Genomic DNA, 19,382 nt, shown 5'->3' with positions numbered 1-19,382 from the left:
CATCGCAATGCCCTGCGGGCATGCAATTTACAGACCAGCTTTGTCCCCGGTTTGGGGCACGAAACACTGTAACAAAGAATCCCTCAGGCGAGCTGTCCGGCGGCGCGCAAATCGTCCAGCGTGGCGTCCAGGCAGCGCACGATCAGCGCCATCATTTCGTCGATCTGGGCGCGCGTCATCACCAGCGGCGGCGCGATGATCATGCGGTCGCCCACCGCGCGCATGATCAGCCCGTTCCTGAAACAGTGGCCGCGGCAGATCATGCCCACGCCAAGGTCTGCGTCGAACATCTGCCGGGTCGTCTTGTTTTTCACGATCACCAGACCGGCCACGAAGCCGCAGGTCTCGGCATCACCCACCAGCGGGTGGTCCTTGAGCTCGGCGAAGCGCTGCGCCAGATAGGGGCCGGTATCGTTCTTGACGCGATCCACCAGGCCCTCACGCTCCATCAGCTCCAGGTTGGCCAGCGCCACCGCGCAGGCCACCGGGTGGCCGCTGTAGGTGTAGCCGTGGTTGAACTCGCCGCCCTGCTCGATCAGCACCTTGGCCACGCGGTCGCCCACCATCACGCCGCCCAGCGGGATGTAGCCGCTGGTCACGCCTTTGGCAAAGGTCACCAGGTCGGGCCGGTAGCCGAACTTCTCGTAGGCGAACCAGTGGCCCAGGCGGCCGAAGGCGCAGATCACCTCGTCGGAGATCAGCAGGATGCCGTACTGGTCGACGATGCGCTGGATCTCGGGCCAGTAGGTCTCGGGCGGGATGATCACGCCGCCCGCGCCCTGCACCGGCTCGGCGATGAAGGCGGCCACCTTGTGTGCGCCAATGGCCAGGATCTCGGCCTCCAGCCAGCCCGCGGCGCGACGGCCGAAATCGGCCCGGCTTTCACCCGGCAGCGCGTTTTCCCAGAAGTGCGGCTGCTCGATGTGCGTGATGTTCGGGATCGGCAGGTCGCCCTGCGCATGCATGCCGCTCATGCCGCCGAGCGAGGCACCGGCCATGGTGCTGCCGTGGTAGGCGTTGTGGCGGCTGATGATCACCTTGCGCTGCGGCTGGCCCAGCAGGTCCCAGTAGCGGCGCACCATGCGCACGTTGGTGTCGTTGCTTTCGCTGCCGCTGCTGCTGAAGAACACGTGCTCGAACTTGCGGCCACCCACCACCGGCGCCAGCGCCGCCAGCTTGGTGGCCAGCTGCACCGCCGGCACGTTGGTGGTGTTGAAGAAGCTGTTGTAGAACGGCAGCGTCATCATCTGCTGGTAGGCCGCGTCGGCCAGCTCCTTGCGGCCGTAACCCGCGTTCACGCACCACAGGCCGCTCATCGCGTCCAGTATCTTGGCGCCTTCGGAGTCCCACACGTAGATGTTGTCGGCCTGCGTGATCACCCGCGCGCCGCGCGAGGCCAGGCCGGCGTGGTCGGTGAAGGGGTGGATGAAGTGCGCACTGTCCAGCGCCTGGATGGCTTTCGTGTCCTGCTGCTCGGCGCGGCGTACCAGGGCGGGCGGGGCGATGAGGGTTGAGGGGTTCATACGGATCTCACTTTCTTGCAGTGCATTCATCGGGAACGCCGCGGAACCGGCTTCGCCGGGCCGCCAGCGTTGCCCCCTTGAGGGGGTGACGCACCGCAGGTGCGGCGCGGGGGTGGGTCATCAACTGCGGCGCGGGGGGTCAAACATGAAGCAACAAATGTTCGCGTTCCCACGGCGAAATCACCTTCATGAACTCGTCGAACTCCAGCTCCTTGATCTCGGTGTAGATGGTGATGAACTCCTTGCCCAGCACCTCGTGCAGGTCGGGTTCGCGGCGCAGCCAGTCCAGCGCTTCGCCCAGCGAGCGCGGCAGCGAGTACGGCGCCAGGTAGGCGTCGCCCTTCATCTCGGGCTTGGGCTTGATCTTGTTTTTCATGCCCAAGTAGCCGCAGGCCAGCGTCATGGCCATCGCCACATACGGGTTGGCGTCGGCGCCGATGACGCGGTTTTCCACCCGGCGCGCGGCCGGACTGGAAATCGGTGAGCGGATGCCCACCGTGCGGTTGTCGTGGCCCCACTCGATGTTGATCGGCGCGGCGGTGTGGCGCGAGAGGCGGCGGTAGCTGTTCACGTAGGGCGCTACCAGCACCATGGCAGCCGGGATGTAGCGCTGCAGGCCACCGATGTAGTGAAAGAAGGCGTCGGAGGCCGTGCCGTCTTCGTTGCTGAAGATGTTCTGGCCGGTGGCCTTGTCCAGAATGCTCTGGTGCACGTGCATGGCGCTGCCGGGCTCGCCGGCGATGGGCTTGGCCATGAAAGTGGCGTACATGTCGTGGCGCAGCGCGGCCTCGCGCACCGTGCGCTTGAAGAAAAACACCTCGTCGGCCAGGCCCAGCGGGTGGGCGTGGAAGAAGTTGATCTCCATCTGCCCAGCGCCCACCTCGTGGATCAGCGTGTCCACGTTGAGCTCCATCTTGTCGCAGTAGTCGTAGATCTCCTCGAACAACGGGTCGAACTCGTTCACCGCGTCGATGCTGTAGGCCTGGCGCGAGGTTTCGGCGCGGCCACTGCGGCCGATCGGCGGCTTGAGCAGGGTGTTCGGGTCGGTGTTGCGCGCGGTCAGGTAGAACTCCAGCTCGGGCGCCACCACCGGCTCCCAGCCCTCGGCGGCATAGAGGTCGCAGATGCGGCGCAGCACACTGCGCGGCGCAAACGGCACCAGCTTGCCTTCGTGGTCAAAACAGTCGTGGATCACCTGCGCGGTCGGGTCGGTGGCCCAGGGCACGATGCGCACCGTAGAAGGATCCGGGCGCAGCTGCATGTCCTTGTCGGTCGGGTCCACCACGTCGTAGTACGGCCCGCTCTCGGGGAACTCGCCCGTCACCCCCATGCCCACGATGGCCTGCGGCAGGCGCATGCCGCGGTCTTCGGTGAACTTGCCACGCGGCAGGATCTTGCCGCGCGCCACACCGGTCAGGTCGGGCACCAGGCATTCCACCTCGGTGACGCGGCGCTCGTTGAGCCAGTTCTCCAGGTCGTTGAAGGTTGTTACGGTCTTGGGGGCTGTCATGGGCCGGTTCCTTGTCTGTCGTTGTGTGCGGTGGTGTCGGGTCGGAAAACTCAGGAGTTGATCGTGACACGGCTGCGGTTCAGGTCAGCGGCCTGCATGCGCAAGCTCATGCGCTGGCGGCAGGCCTTGCCGAAGGCCTCGAAGATCGCGGCATAAAACGGTGTTTCCCAGCAGCGCCATTCGGGGTGGAACTGCACGGCGTAGGCAAAGGTGTGGGCGCCCTTGACGCCGAACGCCTCCACCAGGCCATCGGGCGCATGGCCCAGCGCCTCCAGCCCGGGTGCGAGCTGGTTGATGCCCTGGCCGTGCAGCGAATTCACCATCGCCTCCGCGCCACCGGCCCAGGTCTCGAACACGCTGCCCGGCGCCAGGCGGATCGGGTGGCTGGGCGCGTACTGCTCTTCAAACGGGGCTGTCTTGGGTTCGCGGTGGTCCGTCAGGCCCGGCACTTCGTGCACCCGCTGGTGCAGCGTGCCGCCTAGCGCCACGTTGATCTCCTGAAAGCCCCGGCACACGCCCAGCAGCGGCACGCCTTCGTGCACGCAGGCCTTCACCAGCGCCAGCGTCAGCAAGTCGCGCGCGGGGTCCAGCGGCAGGCTGGGGTCGGCCACGTCTTCAGCGAAATGCGAGGGGTGCACGTTGGAGGGTGATCCGGTCAGCATCACGCCATCCACCATCGCCAGCAGGTCGCTGATGTCGCCCGTCTCGGCCAGCGGGAACATCACCGGCTGGGCCTGGGCGCCCACCTTGACGGCGCGGGCGTATTTGTCACCCAGCAGCAGAAACGGCATCAGATGCCCGTGGTCGCCCATGAGGCGGTGGTCGGCGGGCAGCCAAACCATGCATGGCGGCGGCTTGTTCATGACATCTCCAAACAGGTGGTTGATTCTGACGGGTCAATTGGATCACAATCAGAGCCAGTTGAAGCCACTCCATGGTGCCATTTGACGGTCATCATGGTCACCGATCGCTCCCTTTCCCCCGCCTGTCCACCCATGCTGTCCGAGTTCCTGCTCAGTGAAATGAACCGCCTGGGTGCGCAAGACGCCCTGCCCTTACACCGCCAGCTCTACGAGGCACTGCGCCGCGCCATGCTCGACGGCAAGCTCGGCGCTGGCGAGCGCCTGTCCTCCAGCCGCGACCTGGCGTTGGACCTGGGTCTCTCGCGCAACACCGTGGTCGCGGCCCTCAACCAGCTCAGCGTTGAAGGCTATCTGGTCAGCCGTGTGGGCAGCGGCACCTTCGTCAACGACAACGTGCCACGGGTCAACCCGGCCTCCGCCGCCCGGCCCCACCAGCGCGGCGCCCCGACGGTGGCGCCCGCGCGCCTGTCGGCCCGCGGTCTGGCCCTGTCGACCACCTTCTGCGCCACCGAACTCGAAGTCCAGCCCTTCACGCCCGGCATCGCCGACTTCAGCGCCTTCCCGCTCACGCTCTGGCAGCGGCTGCAGAACAAACACTGGCGCATGACCTACCCGGACATGCTGGACTACAACGACTCCGGCGGCTACGCGCCGCTGCGCCGGGCCATCGCCGACTACCTGCGCGTCTTCCGCAGCGTGCAGCTCGACGCCGACCAGGTCATCGTCACCACCGGCACCCAGCAGTCGCTCGAACTCTGCGCCCGCCTGCTGGCCGACCACGGCGACACCGTGTGGGTCGAAGACCCGGCCTACTGGGGCGCGGTCAAGGCCTTCATGGCCACCGGTCTGGCGATCCATCCGGTGCGGGTGGACGACGAAGGCATCTGCCCCGGCGCCGCCGACAACGCCCGGCCGCCGCGCCTGATCTACGTCACGCCCTCGCACCAGTACCCCACCGGAGCGGTGATGTCGCTGCCGCGGCGCCACCAGCTGCTCTCCACCGCGCGTGCCCACGGCGCCTGGGTGCTGGAAGACGACTACGACAGCGAATACCGCTTCAGCGGCCCGCCGATCTCCAGCCTCGAAGGCCTGGACACCGATGGCCGCGTGCTCTACATGGGCACCTTCTCCAAGGTGCTCTACCCCGGCATCAAGCTGGGCTACCTGGTCGTTCCCAAGCCGCTCGTCACCGCCTTCAAGCAAGCGCATTACGACCTCAACCGCCCGGGCCAGATGCCGCTGCAGGCCGCGCTCGCCGAGTTCATCGAGATGGGCCATTTCAGCAGCGCGCTGCGCCGCGCGCGCCAGAGTTACGGCGAACGGCGCGCTGCCCTGCTCGAAGCACTCAAACCCGTGCTCGCGGCCGACACCGATGGTCCGTTCATCAGCGGCGCCGAACAGGGCCTGCACCTGTGCCTGCGCCTGCCCTCGCACGCGGACGACAAGGCCCTCGCCCAGCGCCTCGCGCAACAAGGGCTCACCGTGCGCCCGCTCTCGGCCTATTGCCTCGCCCGCAACGACCTCAAAGGTCTGGTGATCGGTTACGGCTATGCGCCGCTGACCGACATCCAGCGCTGCGGTCCTGTGCTCAGTGCAGCCGTCAAGAGCCTGATGAGCACCTGAAACGGCAGCGCTGGTCCAGCCGCCGGCGCGGCAGGTGTGCGCCAACGCACAGACACGGGCAGCCCCGGAGGTCATCCTGACCAGCGATACCCATTCAGGAGACACCCACATGACTTCCCTCTCAAGAACCCTGCTGGCCGTGGCCGGCATCGTCTTCAGTGCCCAGGTGGCCGCCCAGGCCACCTTCTACGAAAACCCGGGCTTCACCGGCCGAACTGTGCGTGCCAACCAGGAAATCCCCCGCTTCGACCGCTACAGCTTCAACGACCGCACCTCGTCCGTGGTGATCGTCGGCAACCGCTGGGAGCTTTGTGAGCACAGCGGTTTCCAGGGCCGCTGCGTGGTGTTGCGCCCAGGCAAATACCCCTCGCTCGCCGACATGGGCCTGAACGACGAGGTCTCCTCGGCGCGCGCCATCGCCCGCAACGCTCGCGTGGACGACGACCGCTATGCGCCGGGTCCGGTCGTGGTCGCGCCCCAGGTCACGTTCTATGAGCGCGAACGCTTCGACGGCCGTTCCTTCACCACGACCGGCGCCATCCCCAACTTCCGCCGCTACGGCTTCAACGACCGCGCCTCGTCGGCGGTCGTGGTCGGTGAACGCTGGGAGGTCTGCGACGACAACCGCTACCGCGGGCGCTGCGTCGTGCTGCGCCCCGGACGTTACCCGTCGCTGGAAGCGATGGGCCTGGACAACGAGGTCACCTCGGTACGCACCGTCGCGGGCAACGCGCGCATCGCCGACAACCGCTACGCTCCCGCACCCGGAGCTGCCCGGGCGGATGGTCAGGTCACCTTCTTCGAGCGCGCAGGCTTCCAGGGCCGCTCCTTCACCACCGAAGAAAACATTGCCAACCTCGAACGGGCCGGTTTCAACGACCGCGCCACCTCGGCGGTGGTGATCGGCGAGCGCTGGGAGGTTTGCAACGACACCCGGTTCAATGGCCGCTGCGTCGTGCTGCGCCCCGGCCGCTACCCGTCACTGGAAGCGATGGGCATGAACGACCGCATCTCGTCCGTGCGCACCGTCGAAGGCAACGGCCGCATCGACAACAACCGCTACGCGCCACAACCGGTGGCGGTCTACGACAGCCGCCGCCGCAACAACGAACGGCTCTTCGAAGCCCCGGTCACATCCGTGCGGGCCGTGCTCGCCACTTCCGGACAACGCTGCTGGGTCGAGCGTGAACAGGTCCAGGGCCAGGGCGGCAACGCCAACGTGCCCGGTGCGCTGGCCGGCGCCCTGATCGGCGGCATCCTGGGTCACCAGGTGGGCGGCGGCAGTGGCAAGGACATCGCCACCGTGGGTGGCGTGATCGCCGGTGCCGCGCTCGGCGCCAACGTCGGCCGCGACGGGCAGGCAGCCACGCAGGATGTGCGGCGCTGCGAAAACACCCCCGGCGGCGCGCAGCCCGCGTTCTGGGACGTGTCCTACAGCTTCCGCGGCCAGGACCACCGCGTCCAGATGGCAGCGGACCCGGGCAGGACCATCACGGTGAACGAACAGGGCGAGCCGCGCCAGCAACAGTGATGCGGCTGGGGGCACCGGCCCTCAGAACGCGTCGCGCAAGCGGTACCAGAGCATGCCCAGCGCCAGGCTGGGCGTGCGCAGCAGGGAGCCGCCGGGAAACGGGCGGTGCTGCAGGCGGCTGAAGACATCAAAACGGCCCGCCTGCCCGGCCACCGCCTCGGCCACGAGCTGGCCCGCCAGCCCGGTGAGCGCCACGCCGTGGCCGCTGAAGCCCTGCAGGTAATAGAGGTTGTCGCCGAGTCGGCCAAAGTCGGGCGCGCGGTTCATGCTGATGTCCACGAAGCCGCCCCAGACGTATTCGATCGGGACGCCCTTCAAGGCCGGGAACATGGCGCACAGGCGCCGCGCCATCACGCCCTTCAGGTCGTGCGGCGTCATGGTCGTGTAGCTCACGCGCCCGCCGAACAGCAGTCGGTGGTCGGCGCTGAAGCGGAAATAGTCGAGCACGAAGTTGTTGTCGCAGACCGCCGCGTTGTGCGCAATCAGGCGCTCGCACAGGGCCGGGTCCAGCGGCGCGGTGCCCACCATGTAGGTGCCCACCGGCATCACGCGCGGCGTGATCTCGGGCGCCACCTGCGGGCCGTACTCGGGCAGCATGCAGTTGCCCGCCAGCACACCAAAGCGCGCCGTCACGTGCCCGTGCGCGGTCGTGGCCACCAGCGCCGGGCCGCGGCGCAGGGCGGTCACCGGCGTGTTCTCGAACAGGCGCACGCCCGCCGCCTGCGCCACCCGCGCCAGACCGAGCGCGTACTTCAGCGGGTGCAGATGACCGGAGCGCCGTTCGTACGCCGCGGCCACATAACGCGGGCTGTCGATGAGACGGCGCACATCGTCGCCGGTCGCCACATCACAGGCCACGCCGCGCCGCCGCAGATCGTCCACCTCGGCCTGCAGCGCGCGCGCCTTTCGGGCCGATTCGGCCACATAGGTGTAGCCGCGCTGCCAGTCGCAGTCGATGCCGAGTGCCAGGGACCGCTGCTCGATCAGGTCCACCGCCTCGACCGACATGTCCCAGGCACACTGCGCATCGGCCTCACCCAGCTGCGCTTCAAACGGACCCTGACCGCTGGCATAACCCACGATGGCCTGACCGCCGTTGCGCCCGCTCGCGCCGCTGCCCACGCGGTCGGCCTCCAGCACCACCACGTTCAGGCCCTGCTGCGCCAGCTCCAGCGCCGCGCTCAGGCCCGCAAAGCCCGCGCCCACCACCACCACGTCGGCCTGCACCGCACCGTGCAAGGGCGCATTCGGCAAGGGCCGGACCACGCTGGCTTCGTAATAACTCTGCTGGTTGAGCTGGGTGTCGGAGCCCAGCAAGGAGCGTGAGAACATCATGGGCTTCGGAGTGGTGAGTCGGTCAGTTCCCGGCGCGTCGGGAGGGAGCGCACGCCCTGCAGCACACACCGCAGAACCGGCTTTGCCGGGCTGCTGGTGTGGTCCCCCTGGAGGGGGAAGACGCGAAGCGGCGCAGGGGGTGCTTCATTTCTTCGCGATCTGGCCACACAGGTAGGTCCAGACAAAGTTCGCCGCGGCGTTGCTGGTGAGCTCGGCGTGGTCGTAGGCCGGGGCCACCTCCACGCAGTCCATGGCGATCCAGTTCAGCCCGGCCAGCTCCTCGATGAAGCTCAGCACCTGCGAACTGGTCAGCCCGCCGGGCTCGGGTGTGCCGGTGCCGGGCGCAAACGCCGGGTCCAGCACGTCAATGTCCAGCGTCAGGTAACAGGGTCGCTGGCCGATGCGGGCGCGGATCGCGTCGATGGCGGGCCGCAGCCCCGCACCGTCGAGCCCGCGCAGCGCGCGCGCCGTGAAGATCTGCCCGCCCTGGTCGGCCACATACTCGCGCGCCGCGCGCTCGCCGCTGGAGCGGATGCCGATCTGCACCGTGTGCGCCGGGCTGATCAGCCCCTCCTGCAGCGCTTCATAGGTCCAGGTGCCGTGGCCCGAGGGTTCGCCGAAGTGGTCGCTCCAGGTGTCGCAGTGCGCGTCGAAATGCACACAGGCCAGCGGCTCGCCGCCGCCGTATTGCGCCTTCGCCGCGCGCAGCAGCGGGAGCGTGACCGAGTGGTCGCCGCCGAGGAAAACGCTGTGGTGCTTCGCCATCAGCGCCGCGGCCTGCGCCTCGATGGCGCGGCGCACCTCGGGCAGCGGCGAGGCGTTCGGCAGGCGCATGTCCAGCGCATCGCCCAGCTGGCCCAGCGGCGACACGTCAAACACCGGGTGGATGCCGTCGCACAGCATCAGGCTCGCCGCGCGGATCGCCTGCGGGCCGAAACGCGCCCCCGGCCGGTTCGTCACCACGCCGTCGTACGGCACACCGGCCACGGCAAACGGCTGTGCGCCCAGTTCGGGCGCGGCCAGAAAGCGGTTGGTGTTGTTGGCGTAGGCAAACTGTCCCGTGGCCATGGCGGTCCTTGGTGTGGCAAAGCTCGAAATTGGAACCTCAAGATACCAACAACTTAACAGCCTCATGAGTCCAATTGACGCACCGACCCACCGTCCACCGGGCCACACAGCGCCAAAGCCCTCGCGCCCAGCAGAAAACCGGCCCGTCCGCTAGCATCCCGCCACCCGGTGCCCCGCTCCGGGCCGGCCACCACACCAGAAACATCCGAGGCAACCACCCCATGAAGCTCTATTACTCGCCCGGCGCCTGCTCGCTGTCGCCCCACATCGCCCTGCACGAAGCCGGCCTCGCCTTCGAAGCCGTTGCTGCGCCCACCAAGACCCACAAGCTGCCCGACGGCAGCGACTACTACCTCGTCAACCCGCTGGGCTACGTGCCCTTCCTCGCGCTCGACAGCGGCGAGACCCTGCGCGAAGGCCCGGCCATCGTGCAGTACATCGCCGACCAGGCGCCCGAGAAAAACCTCGCTCCCGCCAACGGCACCCTGGCCCGCTACCAGCTGCAGTCATGGCTCAACTTCATCGGCACCGAACTGCACAAAGGCGGCTTCAGCCCCCTGTTCAACCCCGCCCAGCCCGCCGAGGCCAAGCAGATATTCAAAGACCGCCTGCTGCAGCGCCTGACCTGGGTGGATGGCCAACTCGCCGGCCAGCAGTACCTGATGGGTGACCAGTTCACCGTGGCCGACGGCTACCTTTTCACCGTCACCAACTGGGCCAAGCCGCTGGGCCTGGACGTGAGCGGCCTGGCCCACCTCGCGGCCTACCGCGAGCGCGTGGCGGCCCGCCCGGGTGTGCAGGCGGCGATGAAAGCCGAAGGCCTGATCCCGTAATCCCATCGGACAAATGCCACCCCAAAAAACCCCGAAACCATCTGGGTCAAGGCGCACCGCTTGAACACAGGGTGACCACGTCCTAAGCTTGCGCCCGCCAGCCGGCTGGCGCAGTGCTGCCCGTTGTTGGTGTGCTTTGACGGAGGTCGGTCATGTCCAGAGTTTCAGGCTCCTGTCTGTGTGGTGCGGTGCGCTACGAAAGCGCGGCCGAACCGGTGCTGGTGGGTGTGTGCCACTGCAAGCATTGCCAGAAACAATCCGGGTCCGCGTTTTCGATGATGGTCGCCGTGCCCAAGGGCACGCTCAAGCTCACGGGTGAGCCGCTGGCCGAGTTCCACGACGTGGGCGAATCCGGCCAGCCGGTGGTCCGGCGCTTCTGTCCGAAATGCGGTTCACCCATCACATCGGATGCGGCCATCACCCCGATGTTCGACTGGATCAAGGCCGGCACCCTGGACGACACTTCGTGGTTCAAGCCGCAGTTCCACATGTTCTGCGACCACGCGCAGGCCTGGGCCAGGTTGGAAGACGGCGTGCCCCACATGCCGCGCAATCCGCCGCCGGGCTCTGCCTCCGCGACCAACCGCTGAACGCGCTCACAGCGCCCGCTGCCGCAGCGCCAGCGCCGCCCCCACCCACAGCGCCAGCGCTGAAAACACCAGCCCGCGCGCCAAGCCGCCCGGGCCGTCGGCGATGAGGCCGACCACCGTGGGGCCGACGATCTGGCCGGCGGCGAAGATGACGGTGAAGGCGCTGATGCCAGCGGCCCATTGCGCGGGTGGCAGGTTGTGCCGCACCAGCGCCGTGGTGGACGCGACCACCGAGAGGAACACGCCACCAAACAACACGCCCGAGGCGATCACGAGCGGCCAGGCGGTGGTGAGCGCGGGCAGGATGGCGGCCACGCCGAGCAGGGCGTTGAGCCGCGCCAGCGCCTGGCCGCTTTGGTGGCGGTCGAGCAGGCCGGCCCAGATGCGCGACGAGGCCACCACCGCCACCCCGAGCAGCGCATAAAACAGGGTGATCGCACCCGGGCTGCTGCCCTGCTCGCGCAGCAGCGCGATCACGAAGGTCATGTAACCGATGTAGCCGACGCCAAAGCCGGCGTAGCCCGCCAGCGCGAAGGCGAAGTCGCGCATGCGGAACACGCGGCTGGCGGGTGGGCCTGCGGCTTGACCGGTGGACGTGGCCACGGCCGCAGCCGCGGCCGGGCGGGCAGCTTCGCTGGCCGCAAGCGCGCGCGCGGGCCAGGCCAGCAGCGCCGTCGCCAGCGCGCACACCAACGACAGGCCCCACCATGCCCAGGCCCAGCCGTGGGGCTGGCCGGCCGCGCGCTCCAGCAGCCAGGGCACGCCGAGCGCGGAGACCACGATGCCCAGGCCGGTGCCGCCGTAATACAGCCCGAGCAGGAAACCACTCCGGTGCGGTTGGCGCGCGCCCAGCCGCGCGGCCAGCAGCCCACCGGTGCTGAACACCAGGGCGCTGGCCACGCCCGCCAGGCCACGCTGCAGCAGCAGCGCCGTGGCGCTGGTGAAAAACCCGCTGGCGGCCATGAACAGCGTGGCCAGCACCGAGCCCGCCAGCAGCACACGCATGGGCGACAGGCGTTTGAGCAGCCACGACATGGCCAGCGCACCGATGAGGTAGCCGACCGCGTTGGCGGTGTTCATGGCGCCAGCCAGGGTGTAGCTCCAGCCCAGGTCGTCGCGCATGGGCGGCAGCAGCAGGCCGTAGGCGAAGCGCGTGATGCCCAGCGACACGGCCGCGCCCAGCGAGAGCGCGAGCGCCAGGCGCAGATAGGGCGTGCGGTCGGGCGCGTCAGACGCCAGGGAAGCGGGCAAGGGGTGGCGGGACATGGCCGGCCATTGTGGGCCAAAGCCCGCCCACGCTGGCGGGTGGCCGACGCGCCGGTTCAGGCAGCGGGGGGCATGGCGGGTTCAGCGCCATCTGACCGCTGGTTCGGGTAGGCATCGGGCTCGTTGGCCGCAGCCCAGTGTTCCGCGCCAACCTGCCCCAGCCGCAGCGTCCAGAACCGGTTGAGTGGGTTGATATCGACCGCGGCGACTCGCTGGCTGCGCGCCGTTGCGACGGCCAGCACGGGCACATCCGACACCTGCCAGAACAGGCGCAGGTGCCGGTCCAACAGACGCCGCAGCGTCGCCGTCAGCTGGGTGCGACGCTCGCCGTCCAGAAAGCCGTGGGCCCGCAGCAATGGCAGCAGATCGGAGACCAGTGGATCGTTTTGCAGGGGCTGGCGCTCCAGTTGGGCAACGGCCAGCATGACCAAGGCATCGGCACCCGGCCGCTGCTCGGGGATCGCGGCACAGACGTCGACCAGCCCCGCCCGCAGGACGTCGAAAAAAGCGGCGTGCCCACCCTGTCCCCGGGTGTCGGGCACCCGCTGAAACCATTGCACCAGGGTGTGCAACTGCCGTGAGAGCTCATGGGATTCGTCGAAGCGAGGAAGCAGGACAGGATGTGACATGGCGAGCCCGCATCTGGCGGGAACTGGTACTGGACAGTTCCCAGCATCCCCGATCGGACCGCGGCGGGCATTGACCCTGGTCACGCAAACACCACTCTGGTGTTCATCCTCAGCCGTCAAACCACCGCCCTCGCACACCACGTTACGCTGTTTCACCGGTGGCTGTACCGCCACCACGCCCCGGAGAACGGCGATCAGCCCTGACCCAGGCCCACCGGCGCGGGTGCGCGCATCACGATGCGGGTGAACAGGCGGTCGAACTGCGGGTCGCGCGGTACGCGGCTGTTCAGGGGGTCCTGGTTGGTGGCGAACGCGGCGTTGAGCGCGTGCCAGTCGGCGTCGGTCAGGCTCTTTTCGGCTTCCGGCAGGATCACCGACTCTTCCAGCCGCATGTGCTCCAGGTAGAAATCCACATAGCGGGTCACCTCGTCCTCGAACGCCTGGCGCCGGGTTTCGCCCAGCAGTTCCCAGGCCATCAGCAAATGCATGAGTTCGCGCACACGCAATTCACCCTGCATGTGGTCGCGCTCGAGCTGGTCAATGGCGGCCATGGTGTGCGGCGCCACGCGCGCCACGCGGGGAAACAGCAGGTCCGATTCCTTGGGGTGGTGGTGCTTCTCGGGAAACTCGTCGATGTAGAACAGCATCGCCCGCAACACGTCAAAAAACAGCTCGGTCTGGCCGGTGCCTTCGGGATCGGGACCGCGCCGGACCATCTGCATCAGCGATTGCAGCATCGCCGCCAGCGAGGCGTGTTCGTCGCGGATGACCCGCAGGGCTTCGTGATTCATGGTGTTTGTCTCCTCAGGGATCAAAACCAACCCAGCGGTCGGTTAACTCGCCCCAAGACTATCACCGAACACGGCGCGAACCAGATTGACGCAAATCAACCCTGACCACCAAGTAGCAGCGCCCGGACGGCAGGCGACGCACAGCCGCCCACCCCACGGCGTTTCACCGCTGCACTGGCGGCTTCCAGCGCTTGAGCAACAGGGCGTTGCTGACCACGCTCACCGAACTCATCGCCATCGCCGCACCCGCCAGCACCGGGCTCAGGTAACCCAGCGCGGCCAGCGGAATGCCGGCGGCGTTGTAAGCGAAGGCCCAGAACAGGTTCTGCCGGATCTTGCTCACGGTGCGGCGCGAGATGTCGAGCGCGGCGGCCACCAGCATCGGGTCGCCGCGCATCAGCGTGATGCCCGCAGCGTGCATCGCCACGTCGGAACTGCCACCCTGGCTGTGGCTCATGGCCATGCCGACATCGGCCGCTGCGAGCGCCGGCGCGTCGTTCACGCCATCGCCGACCATCGCCACGGTGTGAAGGCCCCCACGCTCCACCGCTGGCGCGGGTCGCTGCCCCCCGAGGGGGCTGACCCCGCCTTGGGGCGGCCCGGCGGCGGGGTCGCCGCTTTCCCTCGCCAACAATGCGGGCGGCGTGCCTCCCTCCACCGCCGCCAGCGCCACCAGGCCCGGCGGCGGTTCGCGTTCGCCCAGCTTCAGGCGCTGAACCACCGCCGCCTTGTCGCCCGGCAGCACCTCGGCGATCACCTCGCCTTCGTCGGCCCGCAGGCCCAGCGTGTGGGCCATGGCCAGCGCGGCGCCGCGGTTGTCGCCCGAGACCATGAAGAGCCGCAGACCCTGGGCCCGCAGCCCGGCCAGCGCAGCGGCCGCGCCGGGCTTGGCTTCGTCGGCGAAGGCCAGCAGGGCCAGCGGTGCCCATTGAATCAGCCGTTCGCCGGGCCGCCCCAAGTACGGCTGCACCCCCTCGGGGGGCCTGGCGGAGCCAGGGTCGGGGGCACTGCTCTCGCCCTGCGCCGCCAGCACCGACACCGTGGCACCTTCGTCCTGCAGCGTCTGCGCACGCGCCGCCAGCGGGCCCATGGCCGCGCCCAGTTCGTCCATCCAGCGCAGGCTGCCCAGCGCCAGCTTTGCGCCCTGCACCGTGCCCAGGCTGCCGCGGCCCGACACCGCCTGCACATCCTGCGCTGCATCGGCGGCCACCGTCAGTCCACGCGTGGCCGCAGCCTCCAGCACGGCGCGCGCCAGTGGGTGCGCGCTCTGCGCCTGCAGCGCGCTCGCCGCCTGCAACACCGCCACCTCGTCCACGCCGGCAGCGGCCTCGATCAGCCGCAGCCGCGGATGGCCGACGGTCAGCGTGCCGGTCTTGTCGAACGCCACGGTGTCCACCCGGTGCGCGATCTCCAGCGCCTGCGCGTCCTTGATCAAAATGCCGTGTTGCGCCGCCACGCCCGTGCCGGCCATGATCGCCGCGGGCGTGGCCAAGCCGAGCGCGCAGGGGCAAGCGATCACCAGCACCGACACCGCGTGCAGCAAAGCCTCTTCCCCCGGCGCGCCCACGTACAACCAACCGCCCAGCGTGAACAGCGCAATCACCAGCACCACCGGCACGAACACCGAAGCCACCTTGTCCACCAGACGCTGCACCGGCGCCTTGCCCGCCTGCGCGTCCTGTACCAGCGCGATGATGTGCGCCAGCACGCTCTGCGCGCCCACCGCGCGCACGCTGACCTGCACCGCGCCCTCGCCGTTGAGCGCACCGCCCGTCACGCCATCGCCCACCGCCTTGGCCACCGGCATGGCTTCACCGGTGAGCATGGATTCATCGGCCTGCGTGCTGCCCTGCGCCACCGTGCCATCGGCCGGAAAACGCTCACCCGGTCGCACGGTGATCAGGTCGCCCGGCAGCAGCTCGTCGACCGGCACGTCGGTCTCCTCGGTGCGTTTGATGCCATCGGGCAGCAGGTGCGCCCACTCGGGTCGCAGCGCATGCAATGCGCGGATGGCGCTGGTGGTCTGGCGCTTGGCGCGCGCCTCCAGCCACTTGCCCAGCAGCACCAGCGTGATCACCACCGCAGAGCCTTCGTAATACAGGTGCACCATCTCGCCCGGCTCGGCGCGCCACCAGAGCCAGGTGGACAGCATCCAGCCGGCGGTCGTGCCGATGGCCACCAGCAGCTCCATGTTGCCGGTGAGCGCCTTCAGCGCATGCCAGCCGGCCTTGTAAAAACGCACGCCAAGCCAGAACTGCACCGGCGTGGCGAGCATGAACTGTGTCCACGAAGGCAGCATCCAGTGTTGGCCGAACAGGTCGCCCACCATGGGCAGGGCCAGCGGGGCCGAGAGCAGCAGGCCCGCGAGCACGGGCAGGAAGTCGGTGGGGATGCCGTGCCAGCGTTCGTTGCTGTCCTCGTCCATGGCGGCCATGGACCGTGGTTCGTAGCCGGCGTCGCGCACCGCGCGCTTGATGCGCGCCAGGGTTTCGGCGTCGTCGGGGCCGGAGAGCATGACGCGCGCCGACTCGGTGGCCAGGTTCACGCTCGCACCGCTCACGCCAGGCTGCTTCTTCAGCACCTTTTCCACGCGCGACACACACGACGCACAGGTCATGCCGCCGATACCCAGGTCGATCTGGCTGGCGGTGGTGGAAAGGTTCGAAGCTTCTAAGGTTGCTGTGTTCATGATGTCTGTTTCAGTACACGCCGTGGAACCGGCTCCGCCGGGCCACAAGCGTGGTCCCCCTGGGGGAAGCCGCAAAGCGGCGCAGGGGGGAGCCTAGGTTATAAGCTTTACCCCCATGGGAAGGTCAAGCGACAAGGTGTATCGTTCATCGCCTGGGGACTTGACCTTGACACCGTGTCAAGGCTGAAGATGCAAGCTTTCAACTTGAGGAACCACCATGAGCCAACAAACCTTCACTGTCCAGGGCATGACCTGCGGCCACTGCGAAAAAGCCGTCACCACCGCCATCAAGACCCTGGACCCGCAGGCCGAGGTTCGCATTGACCGCAGCCAGAACCTGGTGGAAGTCAAAACCGAACAGCCGCGCGAGGCGGTGGCCGCGGCCATCAGCGAAGAAGGTTACACCGTCGCTGCATGAGACACACCGGCGGTACCGCGCAGCCCAACGAAGCAGTCGAGGCCCCATTGGATGCCGCGGGCGCCTGGCCGGTCAACATCGGTACCGCCGCCAGCCTGAGCGGGATTTCGCCCAAGATGCTGCGCCACTACGAAGCGCTCGGCCTGCTGGGCGCGGTGGCGCGCACCGACAGCAATTACCGCCAGTACAGCCTGGCCGACGTGCACACCCTGCGCTTCATCCGCCGCTCGCGCGACATGGGCTTCGGCCTCGACGCCATCACCGAACTGGTGAGCCTTTGGCACAACCGGCGCCGCAGCAGCGCCAGCGTCAAGCGCATCGCGCAGAAGCACCGCGACGAACTCGGCCAGCGCATCGAAGCGCTGCAGGCCATGCAGCGCACCCTGGACGAACTGCTGTGCCATTGCCCCGGCAACGACCGGCCCGACTGCCCGATCCTCGACGACCTGGGAAGTCTCTGACCCCCCACGCTCCACCGCTGCGCGGGTCGCTGCCCCCAGGGGGGCTGATCCACCTTGGGGCGGCCCGGCGGTGGATCCTTGATCTGACGCAAGCCATCCAGGCGTTAGCGGAACAAATCTTTACAAACCGGCATCACTCCGGCACAGAGCAGATACAGCCGCTGCTCACACTGAAGCCATTCCAGAAACAGAAACCTCTGAGACATCTGGAAAGCTTTTCATCAACCGTTCAGGAGTGATTCATGAAACTGTTCAGCCAACGCACCCTCATCGCCGCTGCCCTCGCCACCGCTTTCGTCGGCGTTTCTGCCACCGCTATTGCCCAGGGCATGGGTCCAGGCGCCCTGTCGCAAGACATGCGGGCACAACACATGGCCCAGCGTGTTCAGGCCGGCACCGAAGCCGGTCCGGGCTCGGCAGAGATGTCGAAGAAGCAGGCCTGGCGCATGGAACGCATGCAAAAGCGCATGGCCGAACGCCAGGCCCAACTCAAGGAAACCCTGAAAATCACACCGGCCCAGGAAGCCGCGTGGAACGCCTTCGTGGCCCGCACCGCACCCGAACCGCGCATGGCCCGCAGCCAGAGCCGGGAAGACTGGGCGAAGCTGACCACGCCGCAGCGTCTCGACAAGATGCAGGCCCTGAAAGCCGAGCGCAACGCCCGGATGGACAAGCGCATCGACGCCACCAAGAGCTTCTACGCCGCACTCACGCCCGAACAGCAGAAGGTGTTTGACACCCAGCGCCACGGCGGCTTCCAGCGCGCCGGCATGAAGGGTGAACGCGGCATGCACGGCGAGCGCGGCATGATGGGCAAACACGGTCATGGCGGCCATGGTGGTCACCACCGCATGGGCGGCATGGGCGGCATGGGTGGCGGTGCCGGCTGCGATGCCCCGGCGCAGCCCCGCAGCTGAGCCTGACTCGCACACTTTCCAAAGCCCCGCCTGTCGGGGCTTTTTCATGGGCTTGACCTGAGTCAAGCCCCGCCAGCCAGCCACCCGATAAGCTGCCCCGCCATGGACTTCGACCTCATCATCATCGGCGCCGGCCCCGCCGGCCTGAGCCTGGCCCGGGCGCTGCGCGGCAGCGGACTGCACATCGGCCTGATCGAACAGCAGACACGGGAGTCGTTGCAAAACCCCGCTTTCGACGGCCGCGAAATCGCCCTCACCCAGCACAGCGCCGAACGGCTGCGCCAGTTCGGCATCTGGCCCCTGCTGGGCGACGCCAACATCGCTCCGCTGCGCGATGCGCTCGTGCTCGACGGCGGCGCCGGCCCCGGCCAGCAGCGCATGCTCATCAGCCACCAGCTCAGCCACAAAACCGAGCTCGGCTTCCTCGTCGCCAACCACCATATCCGCCGCGCCGTCTTCGAAGCCGCCATGGCTCCTGACGACGCCAGCGGCACCGCCCCCAGCCTGGTTTGCGGCGAACAGGTGAGCCAGATCCAAACCGACGCCAGCGGCGCCCACCTCACGCTCGCCAGCGGCCAGCGCCTGAGCGCCCAGCTCGTGGTGGCCGCCGACAGCCGCCATTCCAGCACCCGCCGCGCCATGGGCATCCCGGCGGATATGCACGACTACGGTCGCACCATGCTCGTTTGCAACATGACGCACGAGCAGCCGCACTTTGAAACCGCCTGGGAGTGGTTCGACCACGGCCAGACGCTCGCCCTGCTGCCCATGAACCCCTGTCCGCAGACCGGCCTGCCGCGCTCCTCGATCGTGCTCACCCTGCCCAGCCAGGAATTGCAGCCCCTGATGGACCTGCCGGAAGACGCGTTCAACGCCACCATGGCGCAACGCTTCGGCCACCAGCTCGGCACCATGCGGCTCAGCAGCACACGCCACGCCTACCCATTGGTGGGCGTGTGGTCGCGCCGCCTGGTGGCGCAACGCTTCGCCGTGGTGGGCGATGCCGCCGTGGGCATGCACCCGGTCACCGCACACGGCTTCAACCTCGGCCTGCGCAGCATCGACACGCTGTCCCAAGCGCTGATCCAGGCGCATCAAAAAGGGCAGGACATCGCCTCGCCCGTCCTGCTGCAGCGCTACCAGCGCACCCACCAGGGCGCCAGCCGCGGCCTCTACATGGCCACCCACGCCCTGGCCACGCTCTACACCCGCGAAGAGACGCCGGCCCGCCTGCTGCGCCAGGCCATGGTCGGCCTGGGTGAACGTTTCACGCCCTTCAAGCGCGCGGTGGCGGCGTCCCTGACGGGACTTCATTGAGGGTCCCCCCGCGCCGCT

At 68.2% G+C, this 19,382-nt stretch carries 17 protein-coding genes; 8 read left to right on the top strand and 9 right to left on the bottom strand.

The features are described from left to right. Positions 1 to 83: 83 nt before the first annotated feature. The 3 genes from AC23D4_RS15020 to AC23D4_RS15010 form a co-directional block, all read right to left on the bottom strand. On the bottom strand, positions 84 to 1,523 hold the full coding sequence (locus AC23D4_RS15020; protein WP_472888939.1) for an aspartate aminotransferase family protein: 1,440 nt from the start codon (positions 1,521 to 1,523) through the stop codon (positions 84 to 86). A 139-nt stretch (positions 1,524 to 1,662) separates the two neighbouring features. Then, positions 1,663 to 3,033, bottom strand: coding sequence for a glutamine synthetase family protein (locus AC23D4_RS15015; protein WP_472888938.1), 1,371 nt, complete (start codon positions 3,031 to 3,033; stop codon positions 1,663 to 1,665). 50 nt (positions 3,034 to 3,083) lie between these two features. Beyond that, complete coding sequence (locus tag AC23D4_RS15010; protein WP_472888937.1) at positions 3,084 to 3,896, bottom strand: gamma-glutamyl-gamma-aminobutyrate hydrolase family protein; 813 nt, start codon at positions 3,894 to 3,896, stop codon at positions 3,084 to 3,086. A 132-nt stretch (positions 3,897 to 4,028) separates the two neighbouring features. Here AC23D4_RS15010 and pdxR point away from each other — a divergent pair, with 132 nt between their 5' ends. Together pdxR and AC23D4_RS15000 are read left to right on the top strand one after the other, a co-directional pair. Continuing rightward, positions 4,029 to 5,519 (top strand): MocR-like pyridoxine biosynthesis transcription factor PdxR, encoded by a 1,491-nt coding sequence (pdxR, locus tag AC23D4_RS15005; RefSeq protein WP_472889026.1) that lies wholly within the window; start codon positions 4,029 to 4,031, stop codon positions 5,517 to 5,519. Positions 5,520 to 5,628: 109 nt separating this feature from the next. Then, on the top strand, positions 5,629 to 7,050 hold the full coding sequence (locus tag AC23D4_RS15000; RefSeq protein ID WP_472888936.1) for a beta/gamma crystallin-related protein: 1,422 nt from the start codon (positions 5,629 to 5,631) through the stop codon (positions 7,048 to 7,050). A 21-nt stretch (positions 7,051 to 7,071) separates the two neighbouring features. Here the strand turns inward: AC23D4_RS15000 and AC23D4_RS14995 are convergent, their stop codons facing one another. Both AC23D4_RS14995 and speB read right to left on the bottom strand, forming a co-directional pair. After that, positions 7,072 to 8,382: an NAD(P)/FAD-dependent oxidoreductase gene (locus tag AC23D4_RS14995; protein WP_472888935.1), complete on the bottom strand. Its 1,311-nt coding sequence runs from the start codon at positions 8,380 to 8,382 to the stop codon at positions 7,072 to 7,074. A 147-nt stretch (positions 8,383 to 8,529) separates the two neighbouring features. After that, positions 8,530 to 9,453: an agmatinase gene (gene speB, locus AC23D4_RS14990; RefSeq protein WP_472888934.1), complete on the bottom strand. Its 924-nt coding sequence runs from the start codon at positions 9,451 to 9,453 to the stop codon at positions 8,530 to 8,532. A 221-nt stretch (positions 9,454 to 9,674) separates the two neighbouring features. Here speB and gstA point away from each other — a divergent pair, with 221 nt between their 5' ends. After that, the gene (gene gstA / locus AC23D4_RS14985) at positions 9,675 to 10,286 is read left to right on the top strand and encodes a glutathione transferase GstA (protein WP_472888933.1); all 612 of its coding nucleotides are present in this window, start codon (positions 9,675 to 9,677) and stop codon (positions 10,284 to 10,286) included. A gap of 152 nt (positions 10,287 to 10,438) precedes the next feature. Further along, a complete protein-coding gene (locus AC23D4_RS14980) occupies positions 10,439 to 10,876 on the top strand; it encodes a GFA family protein (protein ID WP_472888932.1) in 438 nt (145 codons plus the stop codon). Between the two features lie 6 nt (positions 10,877 to 10,882). On the opposite strand, the gene AC23D4_RS14975 is transcribed toward AC23D4_RS14980, so the two are convergent. The 4 genes from AC23D4_RS14975 to AC23D4_RS14960 all read right to left on the bottom strand — a co-directional run bounded on the left by AC23D4_RS14975 (position 10,883) and on the right by AC23D4_RS14960 (position 16,251). Next, positions 10,883 to 12,142, bottom strand: coding sequence for a YbfB/YjiJ family MFS transporter (locus AC23D4_RS14975; RefSeq protein ID WP_472888931.1), 1,260 nt, complete (start codon positions 12,140 to 12,142; stop codon positions 10,883 to 10,885). 56 nt (positions 12,143 to 12,198) lie between these two features. Beyond that, complete coding sequence (locus tag AC23D4_RS14970) at positions 12,199 to 12,771, bottom strand: hypothetical protein (protein ID WP_472888930.1); 573 nt, start codon at positions 12,769 to 12,771, stop codon at positions 12,199 to 12,201. Between the two features lie 194 nt (positions 12,772 to 12,965). Then, a complete protein-coding gene (locus AC23D4_RS14965; protein WP_472888929.1) occupies positions 12,966 to 13,562 on the bottom strand; it encodes a hemerythrin domain-containing protein in 597 nt (198 codons plus the stop codon). A 163-nt stretch (positions 13,563 to 13,725) separates the two neighbouring features. After that, on the bottom strand, positions 13,726 to 16,251 hold the full coding sequence (locus AC23D4_RS14960; RefSeq protein WP_472888928.1) for a heavy metal translocating P-type ATPase: 2,526 nt from the start codon (positions 16,249 to 16,251) through the stop codon (positions 13,726 to 13,728). Between the two features lie 217 nt (positions 16,252 to 16,468). Here AC23D4_RS14960 and AC23D4_RS14955 point away from each other — a divergent pair, with 217 nt between their 5' ends. From AC23D4_RS14955 to ubiM, 4 genes are all read left to right on the top strand, one after another. After that, on the top strand, positions 16,469 to 16,669 hold the full coding sequence (locus tag AC23D4_RS14955; RefSeq protein WP_472888927.1) for a heavy-metal-associated domain-containing protein: 201 nt from the start codon (positions 16,469 to 16,471) through the stop codon (positions 16,667 to 16,669). Beyond that, entirely contained in the window at positions 16,666 to 17,130 is a 465-nt protein-coding gene (gene cueR, locus AC23D4_RS14950; protein WP_472888926.1) for a Cu(I)-responsive transcriptional regulator, read from the top strand. Before AC23D4_RS14955 ends, cueR begins: the two co-directional genes overlap by 4 nt. Positions 17,131 to 17,372: 242 nt before the next feature. Beyond that, entirely contained in the window at positions 17,373 to 18,047 is a 675-nt protein-coding gene (locus AC23D4_RS14945) for a Spy/CpxP family protein refolding chaperone (protein WP_472888925.1), read from the top strand. Between the two features lie 102 nt (positions 18,048 to 18,149). After that, positions 18,150 to 19,364, top strand: a complete 1,215-nt coding sequence (ubiM, locus tag AC23D4_RS14940; RefSeq protein WP_472888924.1) for a 5-demethoxyubiquinol-8 5-hydroxylase UbiM — start codon at positions 18,150 to 18,152, stop codon at positions 19,362 to 19,364. Positions 19,365 to 19,382: the final 18 nt, after the last annotated feature.

The sequence above is a fragment of the Hydrogenophaga sp. L76 genome, from assembly GCF_057654755.1.
The sequence above is the reverse complement of the archived record's forward strand: the minus strand, read 5'-3'. Positions and strand labels throughout refer to the sequence as shown.

Excerpts from the sequence above, each read along its gene's own strand:
- AC23D4_RS15020 (WP_472888939.1), bottom strand. The coding sequence starts at position 1,523 with ATGAACCCCTCAACCCTCATCGCCCCGCCCGCCCTGGTACGCCGCGCC.
- AC23D4_RS15015 (WP_472888938.1), bottom strand. The coding sequence starts at position 3,033 with ATGACAGCCCCCAAGACCGTAACAACCTTCAACGACCTGGAGAACTGG.
- AC23D4_RS15010 (WP_472888937.1), bottom strand. The coding sequence starts at position 3,896 with ATGAACAAGCCGCCGCCATGCATGGTTTGGCTGCCCGCCGACCACCGC.
- pdxR (WP_472889026.1), top strand. The coding sequence starts at position 4,029 with ATGCTGTCCGAGTTCCTGCTCAGTGAAATGAACCGCCTGGGTGCGCAA.
- AC23D4_RS15000 (WP_472888936.1), top strand. The coding sequence starts at position 5,629 with ATGACTTCCCTCTCAAGAACCCTGCTGGCCGTGGCCGGCATCGTCTTC.
- AC23D4_RS14995 (WP_472888935.1), bottom strand. The coding sequence starts at position 8,382 with ATGTTCTCACGCTCCTTGCTGGGCTCCGACACCCAGCTCAACCAGCAG.
- speB (WP_472888934.1), bottom strand. The coding sequence starts at position 9,453 with ATGGCCACGGGACAGTTTGCCTACGCCAACAACACCAACCGCTTTCTG.
- gstA (WP_472888933.1), top strand. The coding sequence starts at position 9,675 with ATGAAGCTCTATTACTCGCCCGGCGCCTGCTCGCTGTCGCCCCACATC.
- AC23D4_RS14980 (WP_472888932.1), top strand. The coding sequence starts at position 10,439 with ATGTCCAGAGTTTCAGGCTCCTGTCTGTGTGGTGCGGTGCGCTACGAA.
- AC23D4_RS14975 (WP_472888931.1), bottom strand. The coding sequence starts at position 12,142 with ATGTCCCGCCACCCCTTGCCCGCTTCCCTGGCGTCTGACGCGCCCGAC.
- AC23D4_RS14970 (WP_472888930.1), bottom strand. The coding sequence starts at position 12,771 with ATGTCACATCCTGTCCTGCTTCCTCGCTTCGACGAATCCCATGAGCTC.
- AC23D4_RS14965 (WP_472888929.1), bottom strand. The coding sequence starts at position 13,562 with ATGAATCACGAAGCCCTGCGGGTCATCCGCGACGAACACGCCTCGCTG.
- AC23D4_RS14960 (WP_472888928.1), bottom strand. The coding sequence starts at position 16,251 with ATGAACACAGCAACCTTAGAAGCTTCGAACCTTTCCACCACCGCCAGC.
- AC23D4_RS14955 (WP_472888927.1), top strand. The coding sequence starts at position 16,469 with ATGAGCCAACAAACCTTCACTGTCCAGGGCATGACCTGCGGCCACTGC.
- cueR (WP_472888926.1), top strand. The coding sequence starts at position 16,666 with ATGAGACACACCGGCGGTACCGCGCAGCCCAACGAAGCAGTCGAGGCC.
- AC23D4_RS14945 (WP_472888925.1), top strand. The coding sequence starts at position 17,373 with ATGAAACTGTTCAGCCAACGCACCCTCATCGCCGCTGCCCTCGCCACC.
- ubiM (WP_472888924.1), top strand. The coding sequence starts at position 18,150 with ATGGACTTCGACCTCATCATCATCGGCGCCGGCCCCGCCGGCCTGAGC.